At 46.0% G+C, this 23,574-nt stretch carries 20 protein-coding genes and 1 pseudogene; 11 read left to right on the top strand and 10 right to left on the bottom strand.

Annotated elements, in window-relative coordinates; genetic code table 11:
* Positions 1-185: 185 nt before the first annotated feature.
* The 3 genes and pseudogenes from rbfA to PSE7367_RS01195 all read right to left on the bottom strand — a co-directional run.
* Positions 186-569 (bottom strand): annotated as a pseudogene (gene rbfA, locus PSE7367_RS22600) (30S ribosome-binding factor RbfA); the annotation flags it as partial.
* Between the two features lie 263 nt (positions 570-832).
* The gene (locus PSE7367_RS01200) at positions 833-1,207 is read right to left on the bottom strand and encodes a DUF6464 family protein (protein ID WP_015163534.1); all 375 of its coding nucleotides are present in this window, start codon (positions 1,205-1,207) and stop codon (positions 833-835) included.
* Between the two features lie 162 nt (positions 1,208-1,369).
* Positions 1,370-1,573, bottom strand: a complete 204-nt coding sequence (locus tag PSE7367_RS01195) for a DUF751 family protein (protein ID WP_015163533.1) — start codon at positions 1,571-1,573, stop codon at positions 1,370-1,372.
* A gap of 357 nt (positions 1,574-1,930) precedes the next feature.
* On the opposite strand from PSE7367_RS01195, the gene tkt reads away from it, so the two are divergent.
* Positions 1,931-3,922 carry a transketolase gene (tkt, locus tag PSE7367_RS01190; protein ID WP_015163532.1) on the top strand — a complete coding sequence of 664 codons (1,992 nt, stop codon included), beginning with the start codon at positions 1,931-1,933 and terminating at the stop codon, positions 3,920-3,922.
* 400 nt (positions 3,923-4,322) lie between these two features.
* Entirely contained in the window at positions 4,323-4,823 is a 501-nt protein-coding gene (locus tag PSE7367_RS01185) for a GUN4 domain-containing protein (RefSeq protein WP_015163531.1), read from the top strand.
* A 12-nt stretch (positions 4,824-4,835) separates the two neighbouring features.
* On the opposite strand, the gene PSE7367_RS01180 is transcribed toward PSE7367_RS01185, so the two are convergent.
* The gene (locus PSE7367_RS01180; protein WP_015163530.1) at positions 4,836-5,168 is read right to left on the bottom strand and encodes a rhodanese-like domain-containing protein; all 333 of its coding nucleotides are present in this window, start codon (positions 5,166-5,168) and stop codon (positions 4,836-4,838) included.
* Between the two features lie 308 nt (positions 5,169-5,476).
* Here PSE7367_RS01180 and PSE7367_RS01175 point away from each other — a divergent pair, with 308 nt between their 5' ends.
* Complete coding sequence (locus PSE7367_RS01175; protein WP_015163529.1) at positions 5,477-5,914, top strand: pentapeptide repeat-containing protein; 438 nt, start codon at positions 5,477-5,479, stop codon at positions 5,912-5,914.
* A gap of 23 nt (positions 5,915-5,937) precedes the next feature.
* On the opposite strand, the gene PSE7367_RS01170 is transcribed toward PSE7367_RS01175, so the two are convergent.
* Together PSE7367_RS01170 and PSE7367_RS23105 are read right to left on the bottom strand one after the other, a co-directional pair.
* Positions 5,938-6,732 carry a FecR family protein gene (locus tag PSE7367_RS01170; protein ID WP_015163528.1) on the bottom strand — a complete coding sequence of 265 codons (795 nt, stop codon included), beginning with the start codon at positions 6,730-6,732 and terminating at the stop codon, positions 5,938-5,940.
* A gap of 277 nt (positions 6,733-7,009) precedes the next feature.
* Positions 7,010-7,222 (bottom strand): KTSC domain-containing protein, encoded by a 213-nt coding sequence (locus PSE7367_RS23105; protein ID WP_015163527.1) that lies wholly within the window; start codon positions 7,220-7,222, stop codon positions 7,010-7,012.
* 234 nt (positions 7,223-7,456) lie between these two features.
* Between PSE7367_RS23105 and recN the strand changes: the two genes are divergently transcribed.
* Positions 7,457-9,514: a DNA repair protein RecN gene (gene recN, locus PSE7367_RS01165; RefSeq protein WP_015163526.1), complete on the top strand. Its 2,058-nt coding sequence runs from the start codon at positions 7,457-7,459 to the stop codon at positions 9,512-9,514.
* A gap of 219 nt (positions 9,515-9,733) precedes the next feature.
* Here the strand turns inward: recN and PSE7367_RS01160 are convergent, their stop codons facing one another.
* Complete coding sequence (locus PSE7367_RS01160) at positions 9,734-10,846, bottom strand: quinone-dependent dihydroorotate dehydrogenase (protein WP_015163524.1); 1,113 nt, start codon at positions 10,844-10,846, stop codon at positions 9,734-9,736.
* A gap of 101 nt (positions 10,847-10,947) precedes the next feature.
* On the opposite strand from PSE7367_RS01160, the gene PSE7367_RS01155 reads away from it, so the two are divergent.
* Positions 10,948-11,193, top strand: a complete 246-nt coding sequence (locus PSE7367_RS01155) for a gas vesicle protein GvpG (RefSeq protein ID WP_015163523.1) — start codon at positions 10,948-10,950, stop codon at positions 11,191-11,193.
* Between the two features lie 580 nt (positions 11,194-11,773).
* Entirely contained in the window at positions 11,774-12,505 is a 732-nt protein-coding gene (locus PSE7367_RS01150; protein ID WP_015163522.1) for a pentapeptide repeat-containing protein, read from the top strand.
* Between the two features lie 85 nt (positions 12,506-12,590).
* Here the strand turns inward: PSE7367_RS01150 and patD are convergent, their stop codons facing one another.
* Positions 12,591-12,986 (bottom strand): heterocyst frequency control protein PatD, encoded by a 396-nt coding sequence (gene patD, locus PSE7367_RS01145; RefSeq protein WP_015163521.1) that lies wholly within the window; start codon positions 12,984-12,986, stop codon positions 12,591-12,593.
* Positions 12,987-13,584: 598 nt separating this feature from the next.
* On the opposite strand from patD, the gene PSE7367_RS01140 reads away from it, so the two are divergent.
* Positions 13,585-15,528, top strand: a complete 1,944-nt coding sequence (locus PSE7367_RS01140) for an alpha-amylase family glycosyl hydrolase (RefSeq protein ID WP_015163520.1) — start codon at positions 13,585-13,587, stop codon at positions 15,526-15,528.
* Positions 15,529-15,654: 126 nt separating this feature from the next.
* On the opposite strand, the gene PSE7367_RS01135 is transcribed toward PSE7367_RS01140, so the two are convergent.
* Positions 15,655-16,518, bottom strand: coding sequence for an SGNH/GDSL hydrolase family protein (locus PSE7367_RS01135; RefSeq protein ID WP_083883757.1), 864 nt, complete (start codon positions 16,516-16,518; stop codon positions 15,655-15,657).
* Positions 16,519-16,858: 340 nt separating this feature from the next.
* Between PSE7367_RS01135 and egtC the strand changes: the two genes are divergently transcribed.
* Positions 16,859-17,737, top strand: coding sequence for an ergothioneine biosynthesis protein EgtC (gene egtC, locus PSE7367_RS01130; protein WP_015163518.1), 879 nt, complete (start codon positions 16,859-16,861; stop codon positions 17,735-17,737).
* A gap of 191 nt (positions 17,738-17,928) precedes the next feature.
* On the opposite strand, the gene PSE7367_RS01125 is transcribed toward egtC, so the two are convergent.
* The gene (locus PSE7367_RS01125) at positions 17,929-18,126 is read right to left on the bottom strand and encodes a hypothetical protein (RefSeq protein ID WP_015163517.1); all 198 of its coding nucleotides are present in this window, start codon (positions 18,124-18,126) and stop codon (positions 17,929-17,931) included.
* A gap of 660 nt (positions 18,127-18,786) precedes the next feature.
* Between PSE7367_RS01125 and PSE7367_RS19940 the strand changes: the two genes are divergently transcribed.
* The 3 genes from PSE7367_RS19940 (at position 18,787) to arsS (ending at position 23,561) form a co-directional block, all read left to right on the top strand.
* Positions 18,787-20,553, top strand: a complete 1,767-nt coding sequence (locus tag PSE7367_RS19940; protein WP_015163516.1) for an SUMF1/EgtB/PvdO family nonheme iron enzyme — start codon at positions 18,787-18,789, stop codon at positions 20,551-20,553.
* Positions 20,554-21,031: 478 nt separating this feature from the next.
* Positions 21,032-22,171: a GNAT family N-acetyltransferase gene (locus PSE7367_RS01110; RefSeq protein ID WP_015163515.1), complete on the top strand. Its 1,140-nt coding sequence runs from the start codon at positions 21,032-21,034 to the stop codon at positions 22,169-22,171.
* Between the two features lie 382 nt (positions 22,172-22,553).
* Positions 22,554-23,561 (top strand): arsenosugar biosynthesis radical SAM (seleno)protein ArsS, encoded by a 1,008-nt coding sequence (arsS, locus tag PSE7367_RS01105; protein ID WP_015163514.1) that lies wholly within the window; start codon positions 22,554-22,556, stop codon positions 23,559-23,561.
* The last annotated feature ends 13 nt before the right edge of the window (positions 23,562-23,574 follow it).

Here is a 23,574-nt window from a genome sequence, read left to right as displayed (position 1 = left end):
TGCCGTGGCTTTACGCTAGGGTATTAATCTAAATCCTTTGAATTATTGGCTGAATTATTAGCTGAATGAGTTGAATGAGTTGAATGATCAGTTAGCTGCTTGGTTGACTCGGTATGATCGATATGCTCAGAATGTTCAGATTGAGTCAATTCGATCGCTGGTGTTTCTAGTTGCTCTGACTCAGATTGCTCTGGCTCAGTTTCTTCCTTCTCTGCTCGTTCATAACTGAGCTTATTAATCAAAGACAATACCTTGGTGCCTTCTTCGAAGGAGCGATCCTCTTTGAACAAGATTTCTGGGGTACGGCGTAAGCTTAATCTTTGCCCCAATTCCCGGCGCACGAAACCCTTAGCCGACTCCAAACCCTCCATCGTCTCTATCCTGGCCTCCTCAGTGCCATAGATACTCACAAAAATCTTGGCATGTTGGAGATCGCCGGACACTTCAACCGCCGTGACGCTGGTCATGCCCATGCCAACGCGATCGTCCTTGATCTCATGCAGCAGCATCGTGCTCACTTCTCGTTTAATTAATTCTGCCACGCGGGCAACTCTTCGACTGGTAGCCATATTATTTTTTCTCTACTTCCCATTTCCCTGCTGCCTGGCTTTTAGTCCCTGGCTGATCAGTGCTAATTGGTTTAGGGTTAGCACAAATCGATGCCACAGCAGCCAAACCCCTACATTAGCATAGCTCAAACTACTGGATCCTATGCACTGCTAGAGCGTTTTTAGGATTAGGGTTGAACATTGATAGAAAATTGGTAGAACATTAGTAATTGAGCATGATTAATTCAAGGCTTTTAGCTAACTTTTTGCACTAACTTTTTGCACTAACTTTTTGCTTTGGCTTTCTGCTTTGGCTCTGGTCCTGGCTTTTGATAATGTTTACAACCCTGACAAGGGCCATCGGGATTGACAGTACACCTGATGTAGCGGGATTTGGCATTGTATATACAACTGCGATCGCCAATGAAATAGCCGATCCCTTTGATGTAGGAAATTTCCGGGTCGGCGGCAGGTAGTAACCTGGATGGGGCTGTCTCGGCTAATCGCAAATAGAAGCGATCGGCAACCCGACGCGAATTGTGTCGATGTCTGGTGCGAGCGAGCGATCGTGGCCGATATGCTTGTCCCTGGCTTAGGATCCAGATGGAGAATAGACCGGGGAGGAGGCTGAGGAGCAAAATTAGGATCAATGCAATCATGGCTCAAAGTCTATGCAATATTGTGCTTAGTAAATGCCCAGATTTTGATTAGAAGCTAGGATTATGATCCTGACTCGATCGCGCTTTTAAACCGCTCCTAACTGAATCGAGCTTTATTGATTGATTTATGATCTAATCTAACTCACTTAATAAATTACTAGCCTAGGCAAGATCTAAACCCAGCATGGCTCGCAAAACTAAGGTAAGGCCAATAAAGGCACTCACCGTAGCGGTGATCAAGGCAACTGCCGTAACCGGACGTTTTAGCAATGGCAACAAAGGCTCGATCGAAGCGGTGGCAATCCCCAACACGATCGTGATGAAGTAGGTGAAGTAGCGAAAAACGTTTTTAAAAAAATCTTTCATAGTGCCTGGTTAAACGACTGAGTAAAGGTGATTGCGTGGCTTTTTTTGGCTATGGTTGGCGCATAGCTTTGATAAAGAATAATCTATCAAATAAATGCCAAGGCCGATCGAATATTTATGATCATCTCAAAATCATTTTGGGCATCAGTCGATCGCTGGAGCAGGAAAATAAATGACCACATGCTTGCCGCCACTAAGTTTCAGCTAAACCCAAGCCGATCGCCCTGGTTTAGGATTGCAAATCACCTTAATTAAGGATTTATGGCATCAAATGAGACAGATTTTCTGATTATGTTTGATAATGGGGACAAGCTTAGGTGAGAATATAAACTTAAGAGAAAACCTCAGGTAACAAATATGGCTGTAGCGACCCAAACCCTAGAACAACTCTGCATAAATACAATTAGATTTTTATCGATCGATGCCGTAGAGAAGGCAAAATCCGGACACCCTGGTTTACCAATGGGTGCTGCTCCTATGGCCTTTACCCTTTTCGATCGCTACCTTAAGTTCAACCCCAAGAATCCCAAATGGGTCGATCGTGATCGGTTTGTGCTCTCCGCTGGGCATGGTTGCATGTTGCAATATTCCTTGCTCCATCTAACTGGCTATGACAGTGTCCCCCTCGATCAAATTAAGCAATTCCGGCAATGGGGTAGCGTCACTCCCGGCCACCCCGAAAACTTTGAAACCGCTGGGGTTGAGGTAACCACTGGGCCACTTGGTCAAGGCGTTGGTAATGCAGTGGGCTTGGCGATCGCGGAAGCGCATCTGGCTGCTCGTTTCAATAAGCCCGGTCATAATATTGTCGATCACTACACCTATGTGATTTTGGGTGATGGTTGCAACATGGAAGGGGTAGCCTCGGAAGCTGCTTCTCTGGCTGGCCACCTCAAGCTAGGCAAGTTGATCATGATGTATGACGACAATCATATTTCGATCGACGGTAGCACTGACCTGGCCTTTACTGAAGATGTGGGTAAGCGCTATGAAGCCTATGGTTGGCATGTGCAATATGTTAAAGAAGGCAACGAAGACCTGGATGGCATTGCCAAGGCGATCGAAGCGGCTAAAACCATCAGCGACAAGCCCAGCTTGATTGTGGTGACCACTACTATTGGTTATGGTTCTCCGGGCAAGGCTGGTACTGCTGGCGTGCATGGTGCCGCCCTCGGTGGTGATGAAGTGGTTGCTACGCGCAAGAATCTAGGCTGGGAGTACGAGCCATTTGAAGTCCCCGAAGATGCCTTAAAGCGGTTTAGAACTGCGATCGACAAGGGCGCTACAGCAGAGGCCGCATGGAACGATCGCTTTGCTGCCTATGAAAAAGCCTATCCAGCGGAAGCGGCTCAGTTTAAGCAAATGACGGCTGGTGAATTGCCCGACGGCTGGCAAAAGGCGCTGGAGCCAATCAAGCAAAACGAAAAATCAACCCGTTTGCTATCGCAGGATTGCTTGAATGCATTAATGCCAGTATTGCCTGGTTTGTTGGGCGGCTCGGCTGACCTGGCACACTCCAATATGACCGTATTGAAAGACTACCCTGACTTCCAAGCTGGAACCTATGCAGGTCGCAATTTCCGGTTTGGCGTGCGTGAGCATGGTATGGGTGCGGTGCTCAACGGTATGGACTTGCATGGTGGCCTGGTTCCCTATGGTGCTACCTTCTTGGTATTTGCCGACTACATGCGTGGCGCGATCCGCCTCTCGGCTTTGTCTGAAACCGGCGTGATTTACATCATGACCCACGATTCGATCATGCTGGGTGAAGATGGTCCCACCCACCAACCAGTAGAAACCCTGGCTTCCTTGCGAGCAATCCCTAACTTGCTGGTATTGCGCCCCGCCGATGCCAATGAAACCGTTGGTTCCTACGAAGTGGCGATCGCATCGCGTAAGCGCCCATCCTTGCTAGCCTTTACCCGTCAAGGCGTGAAGAACCTGGCTGGCACTTCTTCAGAAGGGGTCAAAAAAGGTGGTTATACGGTAGTAGAAGCTGCTAACCCTGACTTAATTTTGATCGCCACTGGCTCTGAGTTAGCATTGGCGGTGAATGCGGCAGAAAGCCTCAAGGGTGAAGGCAAGTCGGTGAGAGTAGTATCGCTCCCTTGCTGGAAGCTGTTCGATGAGCAGCCCCAGGCATATCGTGATTCGGTACTAACCCCTGGCACCAAGCGGGTTTCGGTTGAAGCCTCGGCGAGCTTTGGCTGGCACAAGTATGTGGGCAGTGAAGGCGCTACGGTTAGCATCGATACCTTTGGTGCTTCGGCTCCTGGCCCTACTTGCTACAAGGAGTTTGGCTTCACGGTTGAAAATGTGATCGCTACTTGCAAAAAAGTGTTGGGTTAATTTTAGTTAGCACACAATGCCTTTATTTAGGCTTAGATGATGTGATTGATGATCTAAGTACCTGGTTATAGGCTAGAAAATCAAATTAAGCATATGTAGGAGTTAGGATCGTAATTGATTCTGGCTCCTATATTTATTTGAGTTGTTAGAGCACATTCTCAGCATGTATTAATTTAGCGGATTGGGGGAACCATTGACGCAAAGACTCTTTGTCTAAGAACTTTCTAGTCAGGATTAGTGATTTTGGCTCATAAAAGCATATAGCAAGTGAAGACTGGATTAGGACAACTTGTAAATTGCAGCCAGGATCTTTAAGAATGCTTGCCAAGATCAATCGCGTCCTAATCATTGCCTCGGCTGCTATAAGCGCCCAAAGTTACGATCTAGCTCTAAATAATATATGCAGCTAAATACATTTGAAGCGTTAGAGCAACAATTACAATCGGGGCAATGGCAACAAGCCGATCGCCTTACCTGGCAAATCATGCTAACGATCGCACTGCAACAGGAGCAAGAATATTTAGCTTTAGCAACGGTGCAGCGGAATTTATTAATGGTACTGGAGCCACGGGAATATTTAACCGAGAAAGATTTAACCATGTTTCCCTGTCATGATTTAAGCCAAATTAATCAACTCTGGTGCAAATATAGCAATGCTCACTTTGGCTTTAGTGTCCAGCGCCAGATCTGGCAACAACTGGCGGGTGATTATATGGCGGTGGGCGATCGCCTGGGTTGGCGGTTTAATGGCATTTGGCAGGAATATGAAACCATTAGTTTTTCCCTGGCTGCACCAATTGGCCATCTACCCTGGTGGGGTACTTTGGTATTTGATAACTGGTGGCTGGGGGGATTTTGGATGGAAGCGATCGCCAATCGTCTAGTTGTCTGCGAGCTTTAAAGCTTATTTAGCTTATCTACCGGATTCAAGGGGTAAACCCGCCTCAAGCCAATCCTGTTTCCCTTCCACATACTCGGCCACGTTGGTATAGCCCAGATTAGTTAAAGCTGCAGCCGCAATGCCAGAATTTGTGCAAGCCCCATTAGCGCAATAAACCACAATCAGGGCATCATGATCCGGCAGCAATTCCGGGGCAAGTTCCTGGGTTTGATCGTGGGGGAGATTGATTGCCCCTGGCAGATGATGCTTGCGGTAATATTTAAGCGGCAATGCTTCAACCAGAGTCAGCTCAGCATGATCGTCTAGAAGCGACTTGATTTGCTGGCGCGAAATAGTTTTTGTCATGGTGATTACTCCCAATTTAGATAAGTAGATAATTTTAATTGCGATCGCAATGATTGCACATGCAATAAATAATTTTTACCACGAACTAATTGCAAACGCAACTAAATCCTGTATTTCTTTTCTGAGATCGCTCGCTCAAAAAAACAGCGAATAAAGCTGAAGAGGCTGCCTCAAGCCGATCGCAATGACACTTGGCGTAAATATGGGCGTAAATATGGGCATAAATATCCGATTGCCCAATTCTCGCTTCCAGAGCCATAATTGATCTATAAGACCAACTAAATCAATATAAACAAAACCATAGAGCGATGAAGTTAACTGTTTTTATCGCAACTCTCTGTACGGCCACGATCGCTAATTTGACTATTGGTGCGATCGCCAAGGCTGAGAACCCTGCCCATGTAAATCGCTTGATCATGACCAGGCAATGCCCCTACTGCGATCTCTATCGGGCTAATCTCAGTCTCGCCAATTTGCGCGGTGCTAATTTACTCGGTGCGGATATGTATAGTGTCGATCTTAAGTTGTCTGACTTGCGTGAGGCGAATCTGGCGGCGGCTAATCTATATGCAGCAGATCTCAGGGGCGCTGATCTGACTGGGGCGATCCTGGCTGGGGCGGATTTGGGCGAAGCAAAGCTATGTGGCGCGATCATGCCCGATGGAATTAAATCAAAAGAGGGCTGCCCACCGGAGAAGAAGCCCAATCAAGAAACAATTCGATTTGAACGGGAAGAGAAAGAATAGGTCAAACTAAGGTTGATTTAAGTCTATTCCATCTCTGCGCCAGGCACTGGATCTTCTGGGCTAGACTGACCTGGCAGAAGTTGATTGATCGTAGGTAGGGTGGGCAGTGGATCATCAAAGCTATGCAGGAAATCAGCCTTGCCAATTCGATTCTGCCATTCCTCCATGCTCAATCGCCGCACTGGGGGCAATTCCGTCGCATCGGGCATAATAATTAATTCTTCACCCGTGGTGAGCAAAACTTCCTGGCTGGGATCGCTATTGAGGCTGACCGCCACGTCTCCTTCCCAGGAGAAAATTCTAATCCCCTTGGTTTCTACATCCTCTGGGATTTCCACAAATGCTGTCGTCCCTCGGATTGCGGCCGTCGCTACTGGGGTAATAATTTTGGCCGGTACTTTGCGCCCTGGTTTTACCCAGGTAATCATATTGCCCTTGTTGAACTTGAGCTGGTTTTGGGGTTGAATTTCTAAAATTGAGTTACCGCCAATCCGAAATGCTACACCGTTATCAAATTCCACCTGGGTACGGCCATTCCGGGCGGTGCGAATTACGTCAGCGATCCTTAGATTCATGCCTACTCTGGCGGGTCTTTCGCGGCTAGCGCCGCTGGGCTTAATTAAAACTGGCCTGGCTTCAATTAGCTCTACTTTGGCGATCGCTTTCTTTGCTTGCTTAAGATTTTGCTTCGATGCGGCGGCTGGGTTAGTAGCAACCCCACGGCGATCGCTGAAAGTTTGTGAGATCGCGGTAGCAGCAACTAGTGAGCTGACCGCAAGGCTGGTTAAACCAAGTCCGACTAGTTTAGAAAGTTTCATTTTGGGTCTATTGTGCGAATGGTTTTACTCTGCTTAGATCGCTCTATTTGGATGTTGTCTGCAACTAATAATGCCCATGCAAATATAGTAACTTATGCTCCAATGACGATAGACCGCTTTTTTGCTTAATCCCTGGTGGGCTGTCAAGACTAAATCTATGGGTAAGCTCATGACTTATAGACTAGACTTAATAACATTATGATTGGAGCCTTGCGGCCTGACTATACTCATAAATTGAAAGCTGATAATCCACTGGGTAAATCTGAATATTCTTCCCTCAACGAATCTTTTGATAAGAATATACATTTCTGACATATTGGTTGAAATATGAACCATGCGAGCTAGCAGACATTAAACCAGCGTAGACTGATTGTGGAACAGATGAATATTGATAGAGTCCACCATTCATGAATTCAACCTCAAGTATTTGAGTATCTGGGGCATATCCTACAGATGCAAGATTAGATGATGACACGCTCTTTCTTTCCATTTACCTTAACCAATATAATTTTCGTCTAAATAAGAAATTATCATGAGCATCCAATAGCTTAGATCGTTTTTCTGCGAATAATTTAAATATAGTGGCTTTTAAGAAGCTTGGTATTATTCCTACCGCTAGAAATAGACTTCATAGCCTAAACTATGTAACGATTATCATCCGCCTACATCTATGCTCAAACCAATTGCTAGATAAATAGCAAAGCTGCCTGATAAACATTAATCTATGCTCGTTAGCCTCAAGATTCAAAACTTTGCCCTGATCGATAGCCTGGAGCTAGAACTTTATGCTGGCCTAAACATTCTCACGGGTGAAACAGGGGCGGGGAAGTCGATCATCCTTGATGCGATCGATGCGGCGCTGGGGGGCAAAGTATCGGGGCGATTGCTCAGAGCCGGTGAAGCACGAGCAATGATCGAAGCCACTTTTAGTAGTAATGCCAGGATCGACAAATGGCTAGCCAGTCAAGAGCTAGAACCCCTCGAAGACCAAAACTTTGTCTGTAGCCGCGAAATCACACCCCGTAGCAATCGCACCAGGCTTAATGGTGTGGTGGTAAACAAGTCACAAATTCAAGCCCTGCGGGAGCAACTGGTGGAAATCACTGCCCAGGGGCAAACCTCATTGATCGGCAAAGCCGCCATGCAACGGGAATGGCTAGATAACTTTGGTGGCAGCAGCCTGTTGCAACAACGCCAAAAAGTAGCCAAGTTGTATGACATCAGCCAAGCTTCGCAAGCAAAACTGGAGGAGCGCCAAAACCGCGATCGCTCTCGCCTCCAGCAGATCGACATGCTTGAATATCAACTGGAGGAGTTAAAAACTGCTCAGCTAGAAGCCCCCAACGAGTTGGAAAACCTGGAGCAGGATCGCAATCGGCTTGCCCACAGTGTTGAACTGCAACAGCAAAGTTATGAGGTCTATCAAAAGCTCTACCAGGCGGAAGATGGTCTGGCCTGTGCGGATTTGCTGGGCGAGGCAGAATCAATTTTGGCGCAGATGGCCGCAGTTGATACCACATTGGAACCAATTTTAGAACTGGTTACCAGTGCCCTCACTCAAGTAGAGGAAGCCGGTCGCCAGATTAATACCTATGGCGAAGAGATCGAAAGCGATCCCGATCAACTGGACAACATCGAAGCCCGCATTCGGCAACTCAAGCAAATCTGTCGTAAATATGGCACTACGCTGCAAGAGGTAATTAACTATCAGCAAAAACTGCAAACCGAGCTAGCCGAGTTAACCGATGATGGCCAATCGATCGAAGAATTAGAGCAACAGGCCCAAGCCGATTATGCAATCCTGGAGACTGCCTGCGCTAAGCTAACCAAATTGCGCCAGAAGGCTGCCCACACCCTGGAACAAAGGATCGTGGCCACGCTTCAATCATTGGCGATGGAAAAGGTACAGTTTAAAGTGAGCCTTTCGCCGATCGCGCCGACTGCCTATGGTGCCGATCGATTGGCATTTGAATTTAGCCCCAACCCTGGCGAACCATTGCAACCACTAGATCAAATTGGCTCCGGTGGTGAGATCAGCCGCTTTTTATTAGCGCTTAAGACCAGCTTTGCGGAAAGCGATCCAGTGGGTACGATGATTTTTGATGAGATCGATACTGGCGTTTCTGGTCGGGTATCCCAGGCGATCGCCCTGCAACTTTTTCAGCTTAGCCGCTCCCACCAGGTACTTTGCGTTACTCACCAGCCAATTATTGCCGCGATCGCCGATCGGCATTTCCATGTTTCTAAGCATGTTCAAGCGGAAACTGCTGATCCTGGTGCTAATGGTGTCAATAGGACTAGCTCAACTGCTGGATCTACTAATGTTAATGGCAAACGTAAAACAGCTAATTCTAGTCAGTCTGATAAATCCAATCAGCTTAAAAATAGCAAGTCTGACGCGGCCAAATCCACTGCTAATAATCATCAGCCTGAGCAAACCTCGATTCAATCTACTAAATCTAAATCAACCACCAAAGCTAATCAGGCCAACCAGCAAGAGCGCACGATCGTCAAAGTGCAGTTATTGCAGCAAGATCAGCGCAAACAAGAATTGGCTCAACTGGCTGGTGGCGTGAGTTTTACGGTCACTAACACCAGTAGTACCACCACCCGCAAAAAGCCCAGGGGGAAAAGCAATAGCAAGTCTGCGACTAAATCCAAATCAAATACTGCTGCTACCGAGCTAGTGACGGCAACGGAAACCACCCCAGATAGTGCGATCGCCTTTGCTGAGTCTTTGCTGCGCCAAGCCGATATCCTTAAAAAACAAGTTGTGGGTTAATCTGTTGCCCCATCCCTGACTCATCATTATCATTTTCCTGGGCATCAAGGGTATGAGTTAATAATACTTTGACACCTTGAGTTGATTGGATCTCAGTAACCAAATTTGCCATTACGGTAGATTGCTGAAAGACTTTAATTTCTGCATAGTAATCATTTCTACCTCGCCGCAAATCCCTTTGGGAATTGGTTGAAATCTCATTTATCTAAAACTCAAAAATCATTTGTGTGCCAATCCCACCGCCTCAGAAATATTACTCAATCCAGCCGTTTCAAGCCGTTGCACCAGATCTTGCAGAATCGATCGAATCACGCCAGGGCCACCATAGACCCAACCCGTATATAGCTGCACCATTGTGGCTCCAGCGGTAATCTTCTCCCAGGCATCCGTGCCAGTGAAAATGCCACCCACGCCAATGATCGGTAGCTGGCCATGGGTTTCTTGCCAGATTAATTTAATCACCTCAGTCGATCGAGATCTCAAGGGCATTCCACTAATGCCGCCTGTTTCGTCGGTAATTGATTTACCCGTTGCCCCTAGCTTGCGCGTGCTCAGGTTATCGCGGCGGATCGTGGTATTGGTGGCAATAATCCCCGCGATCTGCTCTGACATACTCAGTTGCACCACTTGGCGAATGTCTGCATCACTAAGATCAGGGGCAATCTTGACCAGGATTGGTTTATTGGCTTGATTGGCTTGCTGCAGCGTAGTAATGATTTTGGCCAACGAATCGATCGCCTGCAAATCCCTCAGTCCCGGTGTATTGGGCGAAGAAACGTTAACCACAAAATAATCACCTAGCGCTTGAAACCGCCGAAAACTAGTCAAATAATCATCACTGGCATTTTCTAAAGCGGTGACTTTGGACTTGCCCAGGTTAATGCCGATCGGCATGGTGGGTGGATGGGCAGCTAAATATTGTTCTAGTTGGTGAGCCACAGCCTCAGAGCCCAGGTTATTAAACCCCATCCGATTCAGGAGCGCCTGGTCATTGGGCAATCGAAACAATCGCGGTTGGGGATTACCCGCTTGCGCCAAGGCCGTAATTGTACCCAGCTCTGCGAACCCAAACCCAAAGCTAGCCCAGGCTGCCGCTGCTTCTGCATTTTTATCAAATCCCGCCGCCAAGCCCACCGGATTGGAAAAATCTAAACCCCATAGTTTTTGCCCTAGCCGCCGATCGCCATAGGTGCAAAGATTGGTTACTAGCGATCGCATTGGTGCATTTTGATCTACCTGCCTGGCCAGATTCATCACCAGTCGATGTGCCTGTTCGGGCTCGATCGTAAACAATAGATTTCGTAAACCATGTTTATATATTTGATTAAGCATCAAAAATTGACCTGCTGCCCCTAGAGAATTAACGATTAAATAGCTAAAGTATTAACAACAGCATAAACGGTAACATTCCCGCATTGAGGGGAACAGCAATTATGGTTTGGCAACTACTCACCTGGCCACTCGAAGGCTTAGTTTGGATCGCAGAACAAGTAGAAGATCGCGCAACCCAAGAGCTTGATCATAAAGAGAGCTTGCAAAAGCAACTGACTACTTTACAAATTAAATTTGACCTGGGGGAAATTGAAGAAGACGAGTTTATGGCCAAAGAAGAAGAGTTGCTCGAAGCGATCGAAGCGCAAATAATCGCAGAACAAGAACAGGACGAAGAGCAAACATAGCGAATAATCATCTAGTTAGCTCAATTAGCTCTTATATGGGCATAGGGGAGGGAGCCGCATAATTTTGGATGGCTAAATAATCCTGGATAATTTCGATAATCCAAATTCAAACATGTAAAGTATGGATTTAAATTCTTAGAGCTTTAAAATTCGAATCAATCCTGAATCAGATGATCAGGCTCTTGTTATTGCTGTGGGCTTATTTTGATAGATTTTTCGTCAATCTGGCTAGCATAAAGCTAATTAAACATGGCGGAAAAAGTAATCGCCCAACAACCCATCTAATTTAAATCCAGGGCTTAAAAATAGTTTTTTAATAATTGCTAGATAATTGCTAGTAATCAATCACCACCTAAAAAATCGCCAACCGCATCGCCCACATTTCATTAGCCGATCGCAACTAATCCAAGATCAAGGTTTTGCTACCTGGCCAATCTAGAGATGCAGATTCAATTGGCAGTTGTTAAAGGTTTAGGCCAATGACAAGGTAGTGCATAAGTGGATAAATGAATAAATAGTTAGTGATTATGGGTGATTATGATTATTAATTGATCAGGTAACCACGCAAGGGAAATAAGCCATGGAGATCGCCGATCTAATTCAACAATACAAAATGGGGCGGAGAAATTTTTCTGCCTTGAATTTGAGTAAGGTGGATTTAAATGGAGCCGATCTCAGCGGTGCTAACTTAAGCGGGTCAAATTTGAGCGAGGCCAGTTTATATGGTGCTGATCTGACCAAGGCAAATCTGGATGGATCTGATCTTAGTGGTGCCAAGCTTTATCGCGCCACCTTGATTGGCACTAATTTGTGTGGTACGGATTTGGGCACAGTCGATCTCAGTGAGGCGAATTTGAGCGAGGCCAAATTATATGGTGCAAATTTATCGGATGCCAACTTGAGCAAGGCCAAATTGCAGCGATCGAAAATGCATGGTGCGAACCTGAGCAATTGTAAATTAACAAAGTCCGATCTCTCGGATGCCGTTGTAATCGAAGCCAGGATGTATGGTGTGAATTTGAGTGAAGCCAATTTACACCGCACCGATTTAAGCCGCGCGATCCTCAGTGGTGCTAACCTCAGCTATACCAATCTGAGCGAAGCGGATTTGACCGGAGCCAAGCTGTATGGGGTTTTGTTGCGCAACGCCGATCTCAGTGAGGCAAATATGAGTAATGCTTTTTTGAATGGTGCTGATTTAAGTTCTTCTAATTTATATATGGCGAATTTTAGTAAGGCGAATTTGATTGATGTGAACTTAGACAATGCCAAAACCGAGCAGACCAATTTTACGGGCGTAATCTGGACTTAGAAGCAGGTATAGGGTTTATTGCTTGTGAGCCAGAAGTAAAGGTAAAGTCCTTAGCATGATCTGTAATAGAAATAGACATATGGCGCTAAATTTGCATCAGTGCGTTGCACATGCCAATCAGGGTATTGAGCCGATCGCTAATTTGCATTTTGCGCTGCTGAAAGGTAGCTGGATTACGGGCAGCCTGGAGCATATTTAGATCCGCGCCTAGTAATCGCAATTGTTTATTAACTTCCACATATTGCGCCACCAGGATTTGTTCGTTGAGTTGTTGCTCATGGGGGCGATCGCCCTGGTCTGGCTGATCTTGCTGATTTAATATTTCGGTGCGAAAGAAGTTTTGCAGTGCCGCATGGGTTTTTAGATGTGATCTGGCCGATCGGGCACTTTCTGGATAGGCCGTATCCACGATCGCAATTTCATCTTTGAGCGCTGCCAATTTTGCCTTAAAGGCTTGATATTTGTCAGGTTGATGGGTCATGCTTCAATAAATACATTTACTTAGTGCTATTTCAAGTGAGATGTTGTGTAAGTAGAAACCTGAATGCTTTGCTCTATGAGGTATTCATGCAAAAGAAGTCTTTTGAAGATGCATTAGGCACTTAGGCACTTAGGCACTTAGGGCAATTTCTAAATCTAAATATCTCTTTGGCCAGAATAGCGTTTACTCAGGTGCAATTACCGATCGCGTACCGATCGCTAGCTATATTGATCCTGCACAATATCTCGCTGATAAGATTATGAGTTAGGGAGTTGGGTTTTCCAATCCGATCCTAATTGGGTAGCGGTATTGCGGTAATGATTTTTAAGCACGGCGGAAGTGCGATTAAATCGCCATAATCAAAAAAATGTAGTCATGATGTTTGCCATACTTGTTACTACGGCTGATTGCTTGAACTTGCGTTTAGATCAGCGCTTAGATCAGATCGTATAGTTAAAACAAAGTTACACCACACCTCAAGTTAATTAATTTAAATCTAAGTAATCCCAATAGCCTATTCGTACCGTGCGAGTTTATATTGATGGGTAGCTAATGTCTTGCAGTATTAAAAGCGCTAGTTTTTAAACCAGGAAGTTCTATGGTCAGTAATCCCCCCAATCCAACTCCCGCATCTCCATCGGAACCAAATCTGCCCAATGTGGCGAACATGCTTGATGGTGAGTCAACCGCAATCAGAGCCGCTGCCGGTTGCTATGCCGATCAGCTCTATCAGGAACGTGATGCTGATTTTGAGTTCATGTTCACCAGGGCGATCGAATTTCGCCAAGAAACCATCTACTTTCTAATTGTCGATCGCTTCCACGATGGCAACAAGAACAATAATCCAGGACCAAACCCAGAGCTATATGACCCGACCAGACAGGCTTGGGGTAAATATTGGGGTGGGGATATTGAAGGCATTATCGAAAAGCTGGATTACCTCAAAGATCTGGGCGTGACCGCGATCTGGGTGTCGCCATTATTTGAGCAGGTGGAAGAATTACAGTTCGATCGCGCCGCCATGCATGGCTATTGGACGAAGGATTTTAAGCGGATCAATCCCAGATTCTTGCCCAAAACAGAAGACAACTCACTCTATAGCTGTAGTTCCTTCGATCGGCTAATTTCTGAGATGCACAAGCGCGGCATGAAACTAGTGCTGGATATTGTTTGTAACCACAGCAGCCCCGATGTAAATGGTGAAAAGGGCAAGCTCTATGACAATGGCACGCTGATCGCCGACTTTTATAACGACACTAATAACTGGTACCATCACAACCCCGAAATCACCGATTGGGAAGATCAATGGCAGCTCTATTATGGCGAGATGGCTGGACTGGCCACCTTTAATGAGAGCAATATTGAATATCGCAATTATATGAAATCGGCAATCAAGATGTGGCTCGATCGGGGTGTGGATGCGCTGCGCATCGATACGGTTAAGCATATGCCGATGTGGTTCTGGCAGGAATTCAATACCGACCTGCAAACCCACAAGCCATCACTATTTTCGTTTGGGGAATGGGGCTTTAGTAAACCCTGGGAAAAAAGCTCAGTAAATTTTGCCAATCGATCTGGCATGTCGATCCTAGATTTTGGCCTGTGTGAATCGTTGCGAGCGGCGATCGCCCAACATGCCCCCGGCGGCTTCCACAAGGTACAGGAAATCTTTGACCTCGATTATCTCTATGACAGCGCTTCGGAACTGATTACATTCATTGACAACCACGACATGCCCCGCTTCATGAGCCTCAATGGCGATCCTGGGCTATTACATTTAGCACTTGGCCTGGTAATGACCTGTCGTGGCATCCCCTGCATTTATTACGGCACTGAGCAATATTTACACAATGACACCAATGGCGGCGATGATCCCTACAATCGGCCAATGATGGACAAATGGGATCAAAATGCACCGCTGTATGAAGCAATTAATATGTTCTCGAAGCTGCGCCGTGTCAATCCTGCCGTGTCGTTGGGATCGCAGGAACAAAAATATGTTAGCGATGATATTTTCTGCTATCTGCGCCGCTACCGCGATCACCGTTGCTTTGTGGCGCTCAATAAGGGCGGCCCAACTGCAATCACAGTGGAAAATACTGGGTTGGAAAAAGGCGAATATATTTGTATGTTAACCAAACGCCAGTTTCAGGTTCAGGATGGCAAGTTGGCGGATTTATTTCTAGATCATAAGGAAATGCTGGTGCTCAGTTATATTGGTGCTCGCGTCAAGGGAAAAACGATCGTGCGGGTGCAGCTCAATGACATTTCAACGCAACCGGGCGAACAGGTGGTGGTAGTAGGCGATTGCCCAGAGCTAGGCAATTGGGACATCGACAAAGCCTATGGCTTGGAATATATCAATGCCAATACCTGGTTTGGTGAACTGGGCTTTGAGCAAAGTGTGGGTAATGCGATCACCTATAAGTATGCGGTGCGGCGACCAGGACAAATGCCCGTATATGAAGAAGGCTCGGTGGCACGGCGCTGGATTCTGGCCAAAAGTGGCACGATGAAATGGAAGGATCGCTGGGCTGATTAACTAGCCCCCAATTAGCGTTTAACATAGGCAACCAACGAAACACCCAGAATTACAAATAAAGCTCCGGCAATCCGGGTGGGGCTGGCCGCATACTTGGTTAAGCCGATCGCCCCATAGTGATCTAAGTTAATTCAGTGTTTCCGCGATCACCCTGGCCCACACACTATAGCCATAGGTCGAAGGGTGAAACTTGTCCTTAGAAAAAGTGCGATCTGGATAGCGTTTGAACTCATCCTTGGTGCCATTGTAAATATCCACCAGAGTTATGAGTGAATCATCGGGTTCGCTCGCTACCACCCTGGCGATCACTTTGTTTAATTGCCGTACCCGATAGTCAGTGATCGCGCGGTATGGTTGCACTAATAGCGGGATTGTAAAAAAGGCCGGAATATTCAGCAATGCCAGATGGGTATCAATACTGGTAAGTTTCTGCACGATCAGCGCATAATTAAGCTTAAACTGGCCATTCCCCACCAGCTTCATCACATCATTTGCCCCCACCGACAGCATGATTAAATCTGGCTTCAGGGCGATCGCCGCATCCACCTGTTGGCGCATTACATCTGCCGAGGTCGCACCACTTACTGCCAGGTTATATAGTTTAATTGGGCTGTGTTTCTGGCTCAGCGTAGATTTAGCATATTGATAGCTATAGCTACCTTTTTGGTTATGGGCTCCTTGACCTAAACTAGTGCTATCGCCAATTACCACCAATCGGAACGGGTTAGCTACTGGCCGATCGTTTGCTGTTGAATTCGGCTCTGGGCTAGCGATCGTGAACTGTGCCCCAGGCTTGAACACCTCAGTGGGAGATTTTTTATAAGCATAGTCACTCATCAACTGATAAGTAACAGTCAAGTAGACGATCGCCACGATCGTTATAATTGCAAGTACGCCAACTATTGGCACAACTTTTCGCCCCCCTTGTTTCGATCGCTTTGACTTGTTGCGGTGTGGTGGTCTAGGTTGAGACTGGTTTGGCTCAAACATGCTTGCTTTAGCCCTGGGAGGATTGATTGTAATGCAAAGTTGCTTCTAATCAAGTAAAGTCAATTAACATTAACAAATTTGGCATTGCATTATTCAGGGAATTAGAGATTAGCACCATAAATATCCAACAGATATCCAGGATTAGTTTGCCAGAATGCTAATAGCCACAGCATCCCATCAGTTTGTAGTACCTTTTAGCACCGTAAATCCAGGTGATTTAGAATTTTGAATTTAGCCCGATCGCTGATACTTGATGCTTACAACAAGCTAACTTGCTCAGAGCCCCTTGGCAAGTATCCCTATCCTTATCCTTTAGTACAAATCTCTTCTCCTATCGCCCATGTGTCGTTTACTTGGTTATTTTGGTGCGCCGATTCAGCTAGGCCAAATTTTGGCGGAGCCTAAGCATTCTTTGATTGTGCAAAGTTATCAGCCCCAGGAGATGACAGCAGGGCTGTTGAATGCAGACGGGTTTGGCATTGGTTGGTATCACGTTGATCGATCCAATCAAATATATCAATCTAATCAAGCTGGCCAGTCTGGACAAGCAGGACAGTTAGATCGCTTAGAGCGCTCAGATTCAAACCAGCTAGCGATCGAACCCTTTCGCTATCGCAATACGCTGCCGATCTGGAGCGATGTGAACCTGCCCCATCTCAATCGCTATGTGAAATCAGATTGCATTCTGGCCAATGTACGCAGCGCTACGCCAGGATTGGCAGTAGATTTAGCCAATTGTCAACCCTTCTGTTTTGGCCAAATTACTGCGATTCACAATGGCTATATCGAAAACTTTCGCCAATCGCTCTATCGGCCAATCCGCGATCACCTCGATGATGAGTTCTATACTAGTATTGATGGCCACACTGATTCAGAGCATATTTTTGCGCTGCTGCTCAACAACCTCAAACGGACTGAGGCGGATTTAACGCAAGCAGTTGAAAAAACCCTGATGCAGGTATTGGCTTGGGCAAAGCAAAGTAGCGTGAGCGCTTCATTAAACATGGTGATTGGTGATGGCGATAAGCTCGTGGCCTGTCGCAGTGCCACCAATTCCCCGGCTCCTTCGCTTTACTGGCTCAAAGATAGCGATCGCTTCCCAGGGGCAGTGATCGTGGCTTCTGAACCAATGTTCGATGATTTTGGCTGGGCAACTTTTCCAGAACACAGCATTTTGACCGTGCAGGCCAATCTGGATCTGGATGTTTATTTATATTAAACTGCGTTGGCGTTTAGTATTACTAAGATTAACGTCAGTTCAAGGAAAAATGCTTGCTAAAGTCGCAATAGGGTTTTTTAGGTGATCTCAAGTAGTCACAAGTTAGGGATTACCAAGATCCGTCGCATTTAGATTAGACTAATTAGCGTGCCATCGGTTAGGCGATCGCAAACACAAAGCTACGGCATATCTTAAGGTAAGATTTCCGTTTCTGGCGGTAGATCCAGTAGCTTCTTCATCCGGTCTAAGAACTGTCGTTCATAACCAGTTAATTTTTGATCATTACTAACTTTAGCCGCAATACTAATCGCCTCATCTAATATCTCTCTCGTGACCCCCCGCTCCCGCAGCATTCTTAAGAAAGTGCCCGGATGTATTCTACGAGACATGATTGATATTATTGATATTTATGATGTTTTGATATTTATGCGTGCTTAATATATATAGATTTATCTATATCAAGATTACCCACAAATTCCCACATTGCGCGGTGGGCTTGGGTGGGAGAGTTGGTGGGAATAGTAAGATTTTGCGGGCTATTGTTACATTAGTTAATTTAAATACATTCACTCAATACGTTTATTGAAATTGAATGAGTCAGCCAATCTTTTTGGTGAAAGTAAATTAAAGCTAGGGTAACTAGATCGACAAAGGCGATCGCACCTGTTTCTTATCTTCACTTTGCTTTATAAATTGACAGAAGTTCCTTGGGCTGGGTTCCTCAGCAAAAACACTGAGGTAGAAATGCGGTTCTTGGTAATTCTCTGGACATCCTGCAATCGAGAATGCTATTAAACCACCAGACAGCAAGGACTTTAATCAGTCCATCGGTGCTCAAGGCGCTGAGATATTGAGATATTTAGCAAACTTTGAAATTCCATCTAGCTGCGCATATACCCAAGGAGCCAAATTCGATCGATTTGAGCCTAGTTCGCCTTGGCGGGGGATATAGACCAGGCAAAAATGCTGTTAATCTAGCCCTAAGCTCCGATTGCTATGATTTAGCTCGGCCAAGCTCTACTATTGCTTTTCTTTTCTCAATTTTTGCTATGCAAGCTACAGATTGCGATTCTTCACAACTGCGCTCCAGGCTAATCCTGGATTTACAACAATGCCGTCAGGGCACAATGGATTTGTTTACTAATATTACCAGGGTTACGCATGGCGATCGCCAGCTTTTCGATCGATTATTTTTCCAGCAGTCGCATCCTGAATTTAGCCCAATTGGTTGGCATCTTGGCCACATTGCTTATGTAGAATCGATCTGGATTCTGCAAAACTGCGCTGGCTTGAAAGTTTTGGAACCAGAACACCATCAGCTTTATGCGGCAGATGGAATGCCCAAGAACGATCGGGTGAATTTGCCCACCTTTACTGAAACCTGTGCATGGTTAGAGCAGGTTAGGAACCAGGCGTGGGAATATCTGGCGATCGCCCCAATTCAAGAACAAGCAAGGCTGTGGTTATGGCTGACTCAGCATGAAAGCTACCACAGCGAAACGATTGCTTTTGTGGTGCAAATGCATTATTTACAATTGGGGGTAACCAGCAACGAGTCAGAATCTATTGTTTTCTCAAATCACCTGGAGCATTCAGATCAACTAGATCCTAGCGATCGCCTTGGTTGTTTTGACCGATTAGGAAATAGTAGTCTATCTAGTTCTTTAAATGGAGCTAAGCAGCGTTCAACCGATAGTTCATCCACTCCTGGTAATCCTAGTAACAGGTCTGGCAATGGTTTAGGTTTAGATCATGATCGGAACGGCGATCGGAATGGCGATCGGAACGCATCTGATCTATCTCAAGATACACCTCAATCGGTTCTGAATGGGCAAGTTCGATCGCTACTGCAACTTAATCAGCCCCACGATCAATCTGCCCAAAAATATGCCCAACAATATACCCATGACTTACTTGATTCGCCAATTCAACCAGGCCAAAAACCAGATTTTGCAAACATGGTGCAGATAGCAGCAAGTAACTTTTGGCAGGGCAGCAATGAGATCGCCGCCTTTGACAATGAGCGATCGGCGCATCTGGTGTTTGTGGATGATTTCTGGATCGATCGCTATCCCGTCACGCGCGGGCAGTTTCAGGAATTTATGGATGCAGGTGGCTATCAAGATCGTGCCTTGTGGTCGCAGTCTGGGTGGCAGTGGTTGCAGAGCCAAACTGAGCCGATCGATCGCCCTCTCTATTGGCATTCATGGCAGGTTGACGACAATCATCCGGTTTGTGGGGTGAGCTGGTATGAGGCTAATGCCTATGCTCGATATGCGGGGAAACGTCTACCCACCGAATCGGAATGGGAAAAAGCCGCCGCTTGGCGATCGGGTAATCATAATCAAGAGCGAGATCAAGAGCGTGATCAGGGCCAAAAACTCACCTATCCCTGGCGGCGTGAATCTGGTCTTGGGATTAGCGCTAGCGCAAAAAATCCGATCGAGCAAAAAAACGAGTTAGAGCTGGCGGCAATGCTTGATATCACTGAAATAGCAGCCCATTGCAATTGTAATAGCGATCGCCATTCAACTACCCCTGTGGATGCCTATCCCGACAGTCAGAGCCCCGCTGGTTGTGATGACATGTTGGGAAATGTATGGGAATGGACGGCGACCAGTTTTTATGCCTATCCAGATTTTGCTTCTTTCCCCTACCAGGGCTACTCTGGTGCTTATTTCGATCGCTTGCACTATGTCTTGAAGGGGGGGAGCTGGGCGAGTCGGCCTTGGCTGTTGCGATCGTCTACCCGCAATTGGTATTACGCCTATGTGAGGGAGATTCTAGCTGGATTCCGTTGTGCTTATGGCGAATAGATGATTTAAGCTCAATTATGCTGGCAACTTTTTCAGTCAACCAGCCTGCTTAACTCAGCCTAAATACACCCACTGGCTGACTGCTATACTTAAATTAGTATTTCGTCAAGATATTTAAAAAAAATAAGGAGCTTTGTTTGCTAATACTTGCAAAGTAAGAAATCTATTCAGGGTTATTACCCGCTCAAGTCAAACTTGACAAATAAAATATTAGACTAGATCTAAAACCAGATCTAGAAAGGTAACGGGAACAGGTTGTAGATCTTAGTCCATCTAATCTTGACAAGCTCGTAAACATTTAAAGACTGGCTTGGTAAAAATTAGGCTATATTGACGGCTAAGGTTACAACTAGTTAAGTTCCTAGAGCTCTCAAAAGAGCAAGCATGCCTTCACCATCGTGGGTTAAGCAGCTCAAAATAAACATAAACAATTGCAATTCAATCATCAAACCTAGCCTGCAATTATGAGGCGATCGCTATGTCAACCTTTCCATCCGCTTCTATCAATATTCGCCCTGCCCATTACGGTGACCTAGAAACGATTGAACGATTGCAACGAGATGGGCAACTCAACGATTTTGCCTTGCCCGATCATGCTGATTTCGATCGTGCTGATGACTTGTTTGGCCTGACTAAATTAACTAGCTGGCTACCGATTCCCTGGCAACATATGTTCAGGTTACATGTGGCTGAACAAAATGGACAGGTAGTAGGTTTTATTAAGGTAGCACCGATCAACAGTAGCCATAGTACCTGGCAGATTGAGCGAATCGCTACGGTTGCTAGTGCTTCGATGCAAAAAGTTGGTACCCAGTTAATTCGTTGTTGCCTCGATTCTTGCTGGGAGGCACGCACCTGGGTGGCCGAAGCAGATGTGAATGAAAAGGATGCGATCGCCCTCTATCGCCAGAATGGCTTCCAACCGTTGGCGCAACTTACCGAGTGGGAAATTTCGGCGGAGCTACTCACTGAACTAGCTCAAAATCAAGCTGCATTGCCCAATTTGATGTCGGTGAACAACGCCGATGCCAGTTTGCTCTATCAACTAGATACAGCCTCAATGCCGCCTCAAATCAGACAGGTGTATGACCTTGGCCCCAATGATTTTCGCCAGAATCTGGTCGAGGGGCTGCTCGATTATGCCCAACAGATGCTCAACACTGCTACAGAAATCAAGGCATATGTATATGAGCCCCAGCGCAAGGCGGCGATCGGCTATTTCTTATTGCAGCCTGGTCAAGCCAATGGTAATAATGGTCATAAATGCCAACTGACGGTGCATCCAGCACATACCTGGCTCTATCCAGAGCTAATTACCAAGGTGGCGCAAATTTTGACCCAGCAAAAAATAGCTGACTCAGAAGAAGCGATCGGCTTGTTAGTTTCTTCGGCGGACTATCAGCCAGAGCGGGAAGCATACCTAGAACAAGTCAAGGCCAAGCCAGTGCGCTATTCTTTGATGATGGCGCGATCGGTGTGGCATAAGGTACGCGAGACTAGAAGCGCTTTAGATTCTTTCCAACTGTCTCAAATGCTATCGGGTTTACAGCCCAATCAAAAACCAGTACCGGGCAGGATTGATATGATGCCGCCCAATCCGCCGGAAGATCTGGGCTAGAGCGCTAGCGCTAAAAAATCAAATATTTTGAATCAACTCATTTGAATCAACTCATTTGAATCAACTCATTTGAATCAACTTAGTTGTCTACCATTGCCAACTCTCTAGTTTTAGGGGTTTGGCATAGTAGGCAGATTTTTTTTAGGCTAATCCAGGGGCAGCAATGCCAGCATCTTGCTCGTAGGTAAAGCTTAATAGTTGCAGCCTTTGCTTAAATAACTTTAATAAAACCAGGCTTGAGCTTGGGAGATATAGCCACGGTTGATCGGGCTGGTGTTGATTAAATCTGGTTAAAACCGAAATCCAAGTCCATTCCTAAGCCGTATCTCAGTTTAGTTAGGTATGATGCATATCACTAACAAAACTAGATTAAGGAAAGCTTATGCAAACAAAGGCGATCGCAACTAGCGCTGACAAAGTCACTCCATTCACCCAAAAACTGGGTGAGCCACTCACTAAGCAAGAAATCACGGTTTTGCAAATAAATTTGGGCAAACGTTGCAATCTGGCCTGCAGCCATTGTCATGTTGAAGCTGGCCCTAAGCGCACCGAGGAGCTTTCGCCGGAAGTTTGTGAGCAATTAATTGAGGTAATCCAAACCTTCGATCAAATCGAAACAGTTGATCTTACTGGTGGCGCACCGGAGATGAATTATGGGTTTCGGGCGATCGCCGAAGCAGCACGTGCCAAGGGCAAAGAAGTAATTGTGCGATCGAATCTGACCATTTACTTTGAGCCCGGTTATGAAGACCTGCCAGAATATTGCGCTAGTTTGGGTTTGCGAATTGTAGCTTCGTTGCCCTGCTATTTAGAAGATAATGTGGATAAAATGCGGGGCAAAGGCGTTTATGATGAATCGATTAAGGCGATCCAGATTCTCAATCAATTGGGCTATGGCCAAGATGCTGACTTAATTTTAGACCTGGTTTATAATCCAGCCCTGCCGATTAGTGAAAAATTTTCCTTGCCACCGCAGCAAGCCAGACTAGAACAGGATTATAAAGCTTTTCTGCAAGCGCATTTTGGCATTGTGTTCAACAACTTGTTTACGATTACCAACCTGCCTGTGGGGCGCACCAAGTTTCATCTAGAGCGATTGAAGTTAGCCCAGCCCTATACCAAGTTTCTGGAAACCAGTTACAACGCTGATACAATCCCTGGTCTGATGTGCCGCAATCAATTGTCGATCGACTATCTGGGCAATGTTTTCGATTGCGATTTTAACCAGATGGAAGACTTGCCAGCCTGTTCTGGTCAAGGGGAAAAGCTAACTGTGGCTAAGTTGTTGGCGGTGGGGAAACTGGACTTAATTGAACGAATTCGCACTGCTAATTTTTGCTACGGCTGTACGGCTGGCAGTGGCTCTAGTTGCGGCGGTGCACTGTTGTAAGGATTTATGCCTA

This window comes from Pseudanabaena sp. PCC 7367 (assembly GCF_000317065.1).
In the GTDB taxonomy this organism is placed as follows: domain Bacteria; phylum Cyanobacteriota; class Cyanobacteriia; order Pseudanabaenales; family Pseudanabaenaceae; genus Thalassoporum; species Thalassoporum mexicanum.
This window is presented reverse-complemented; position numbering and strand designations above follow the sequence as displayed.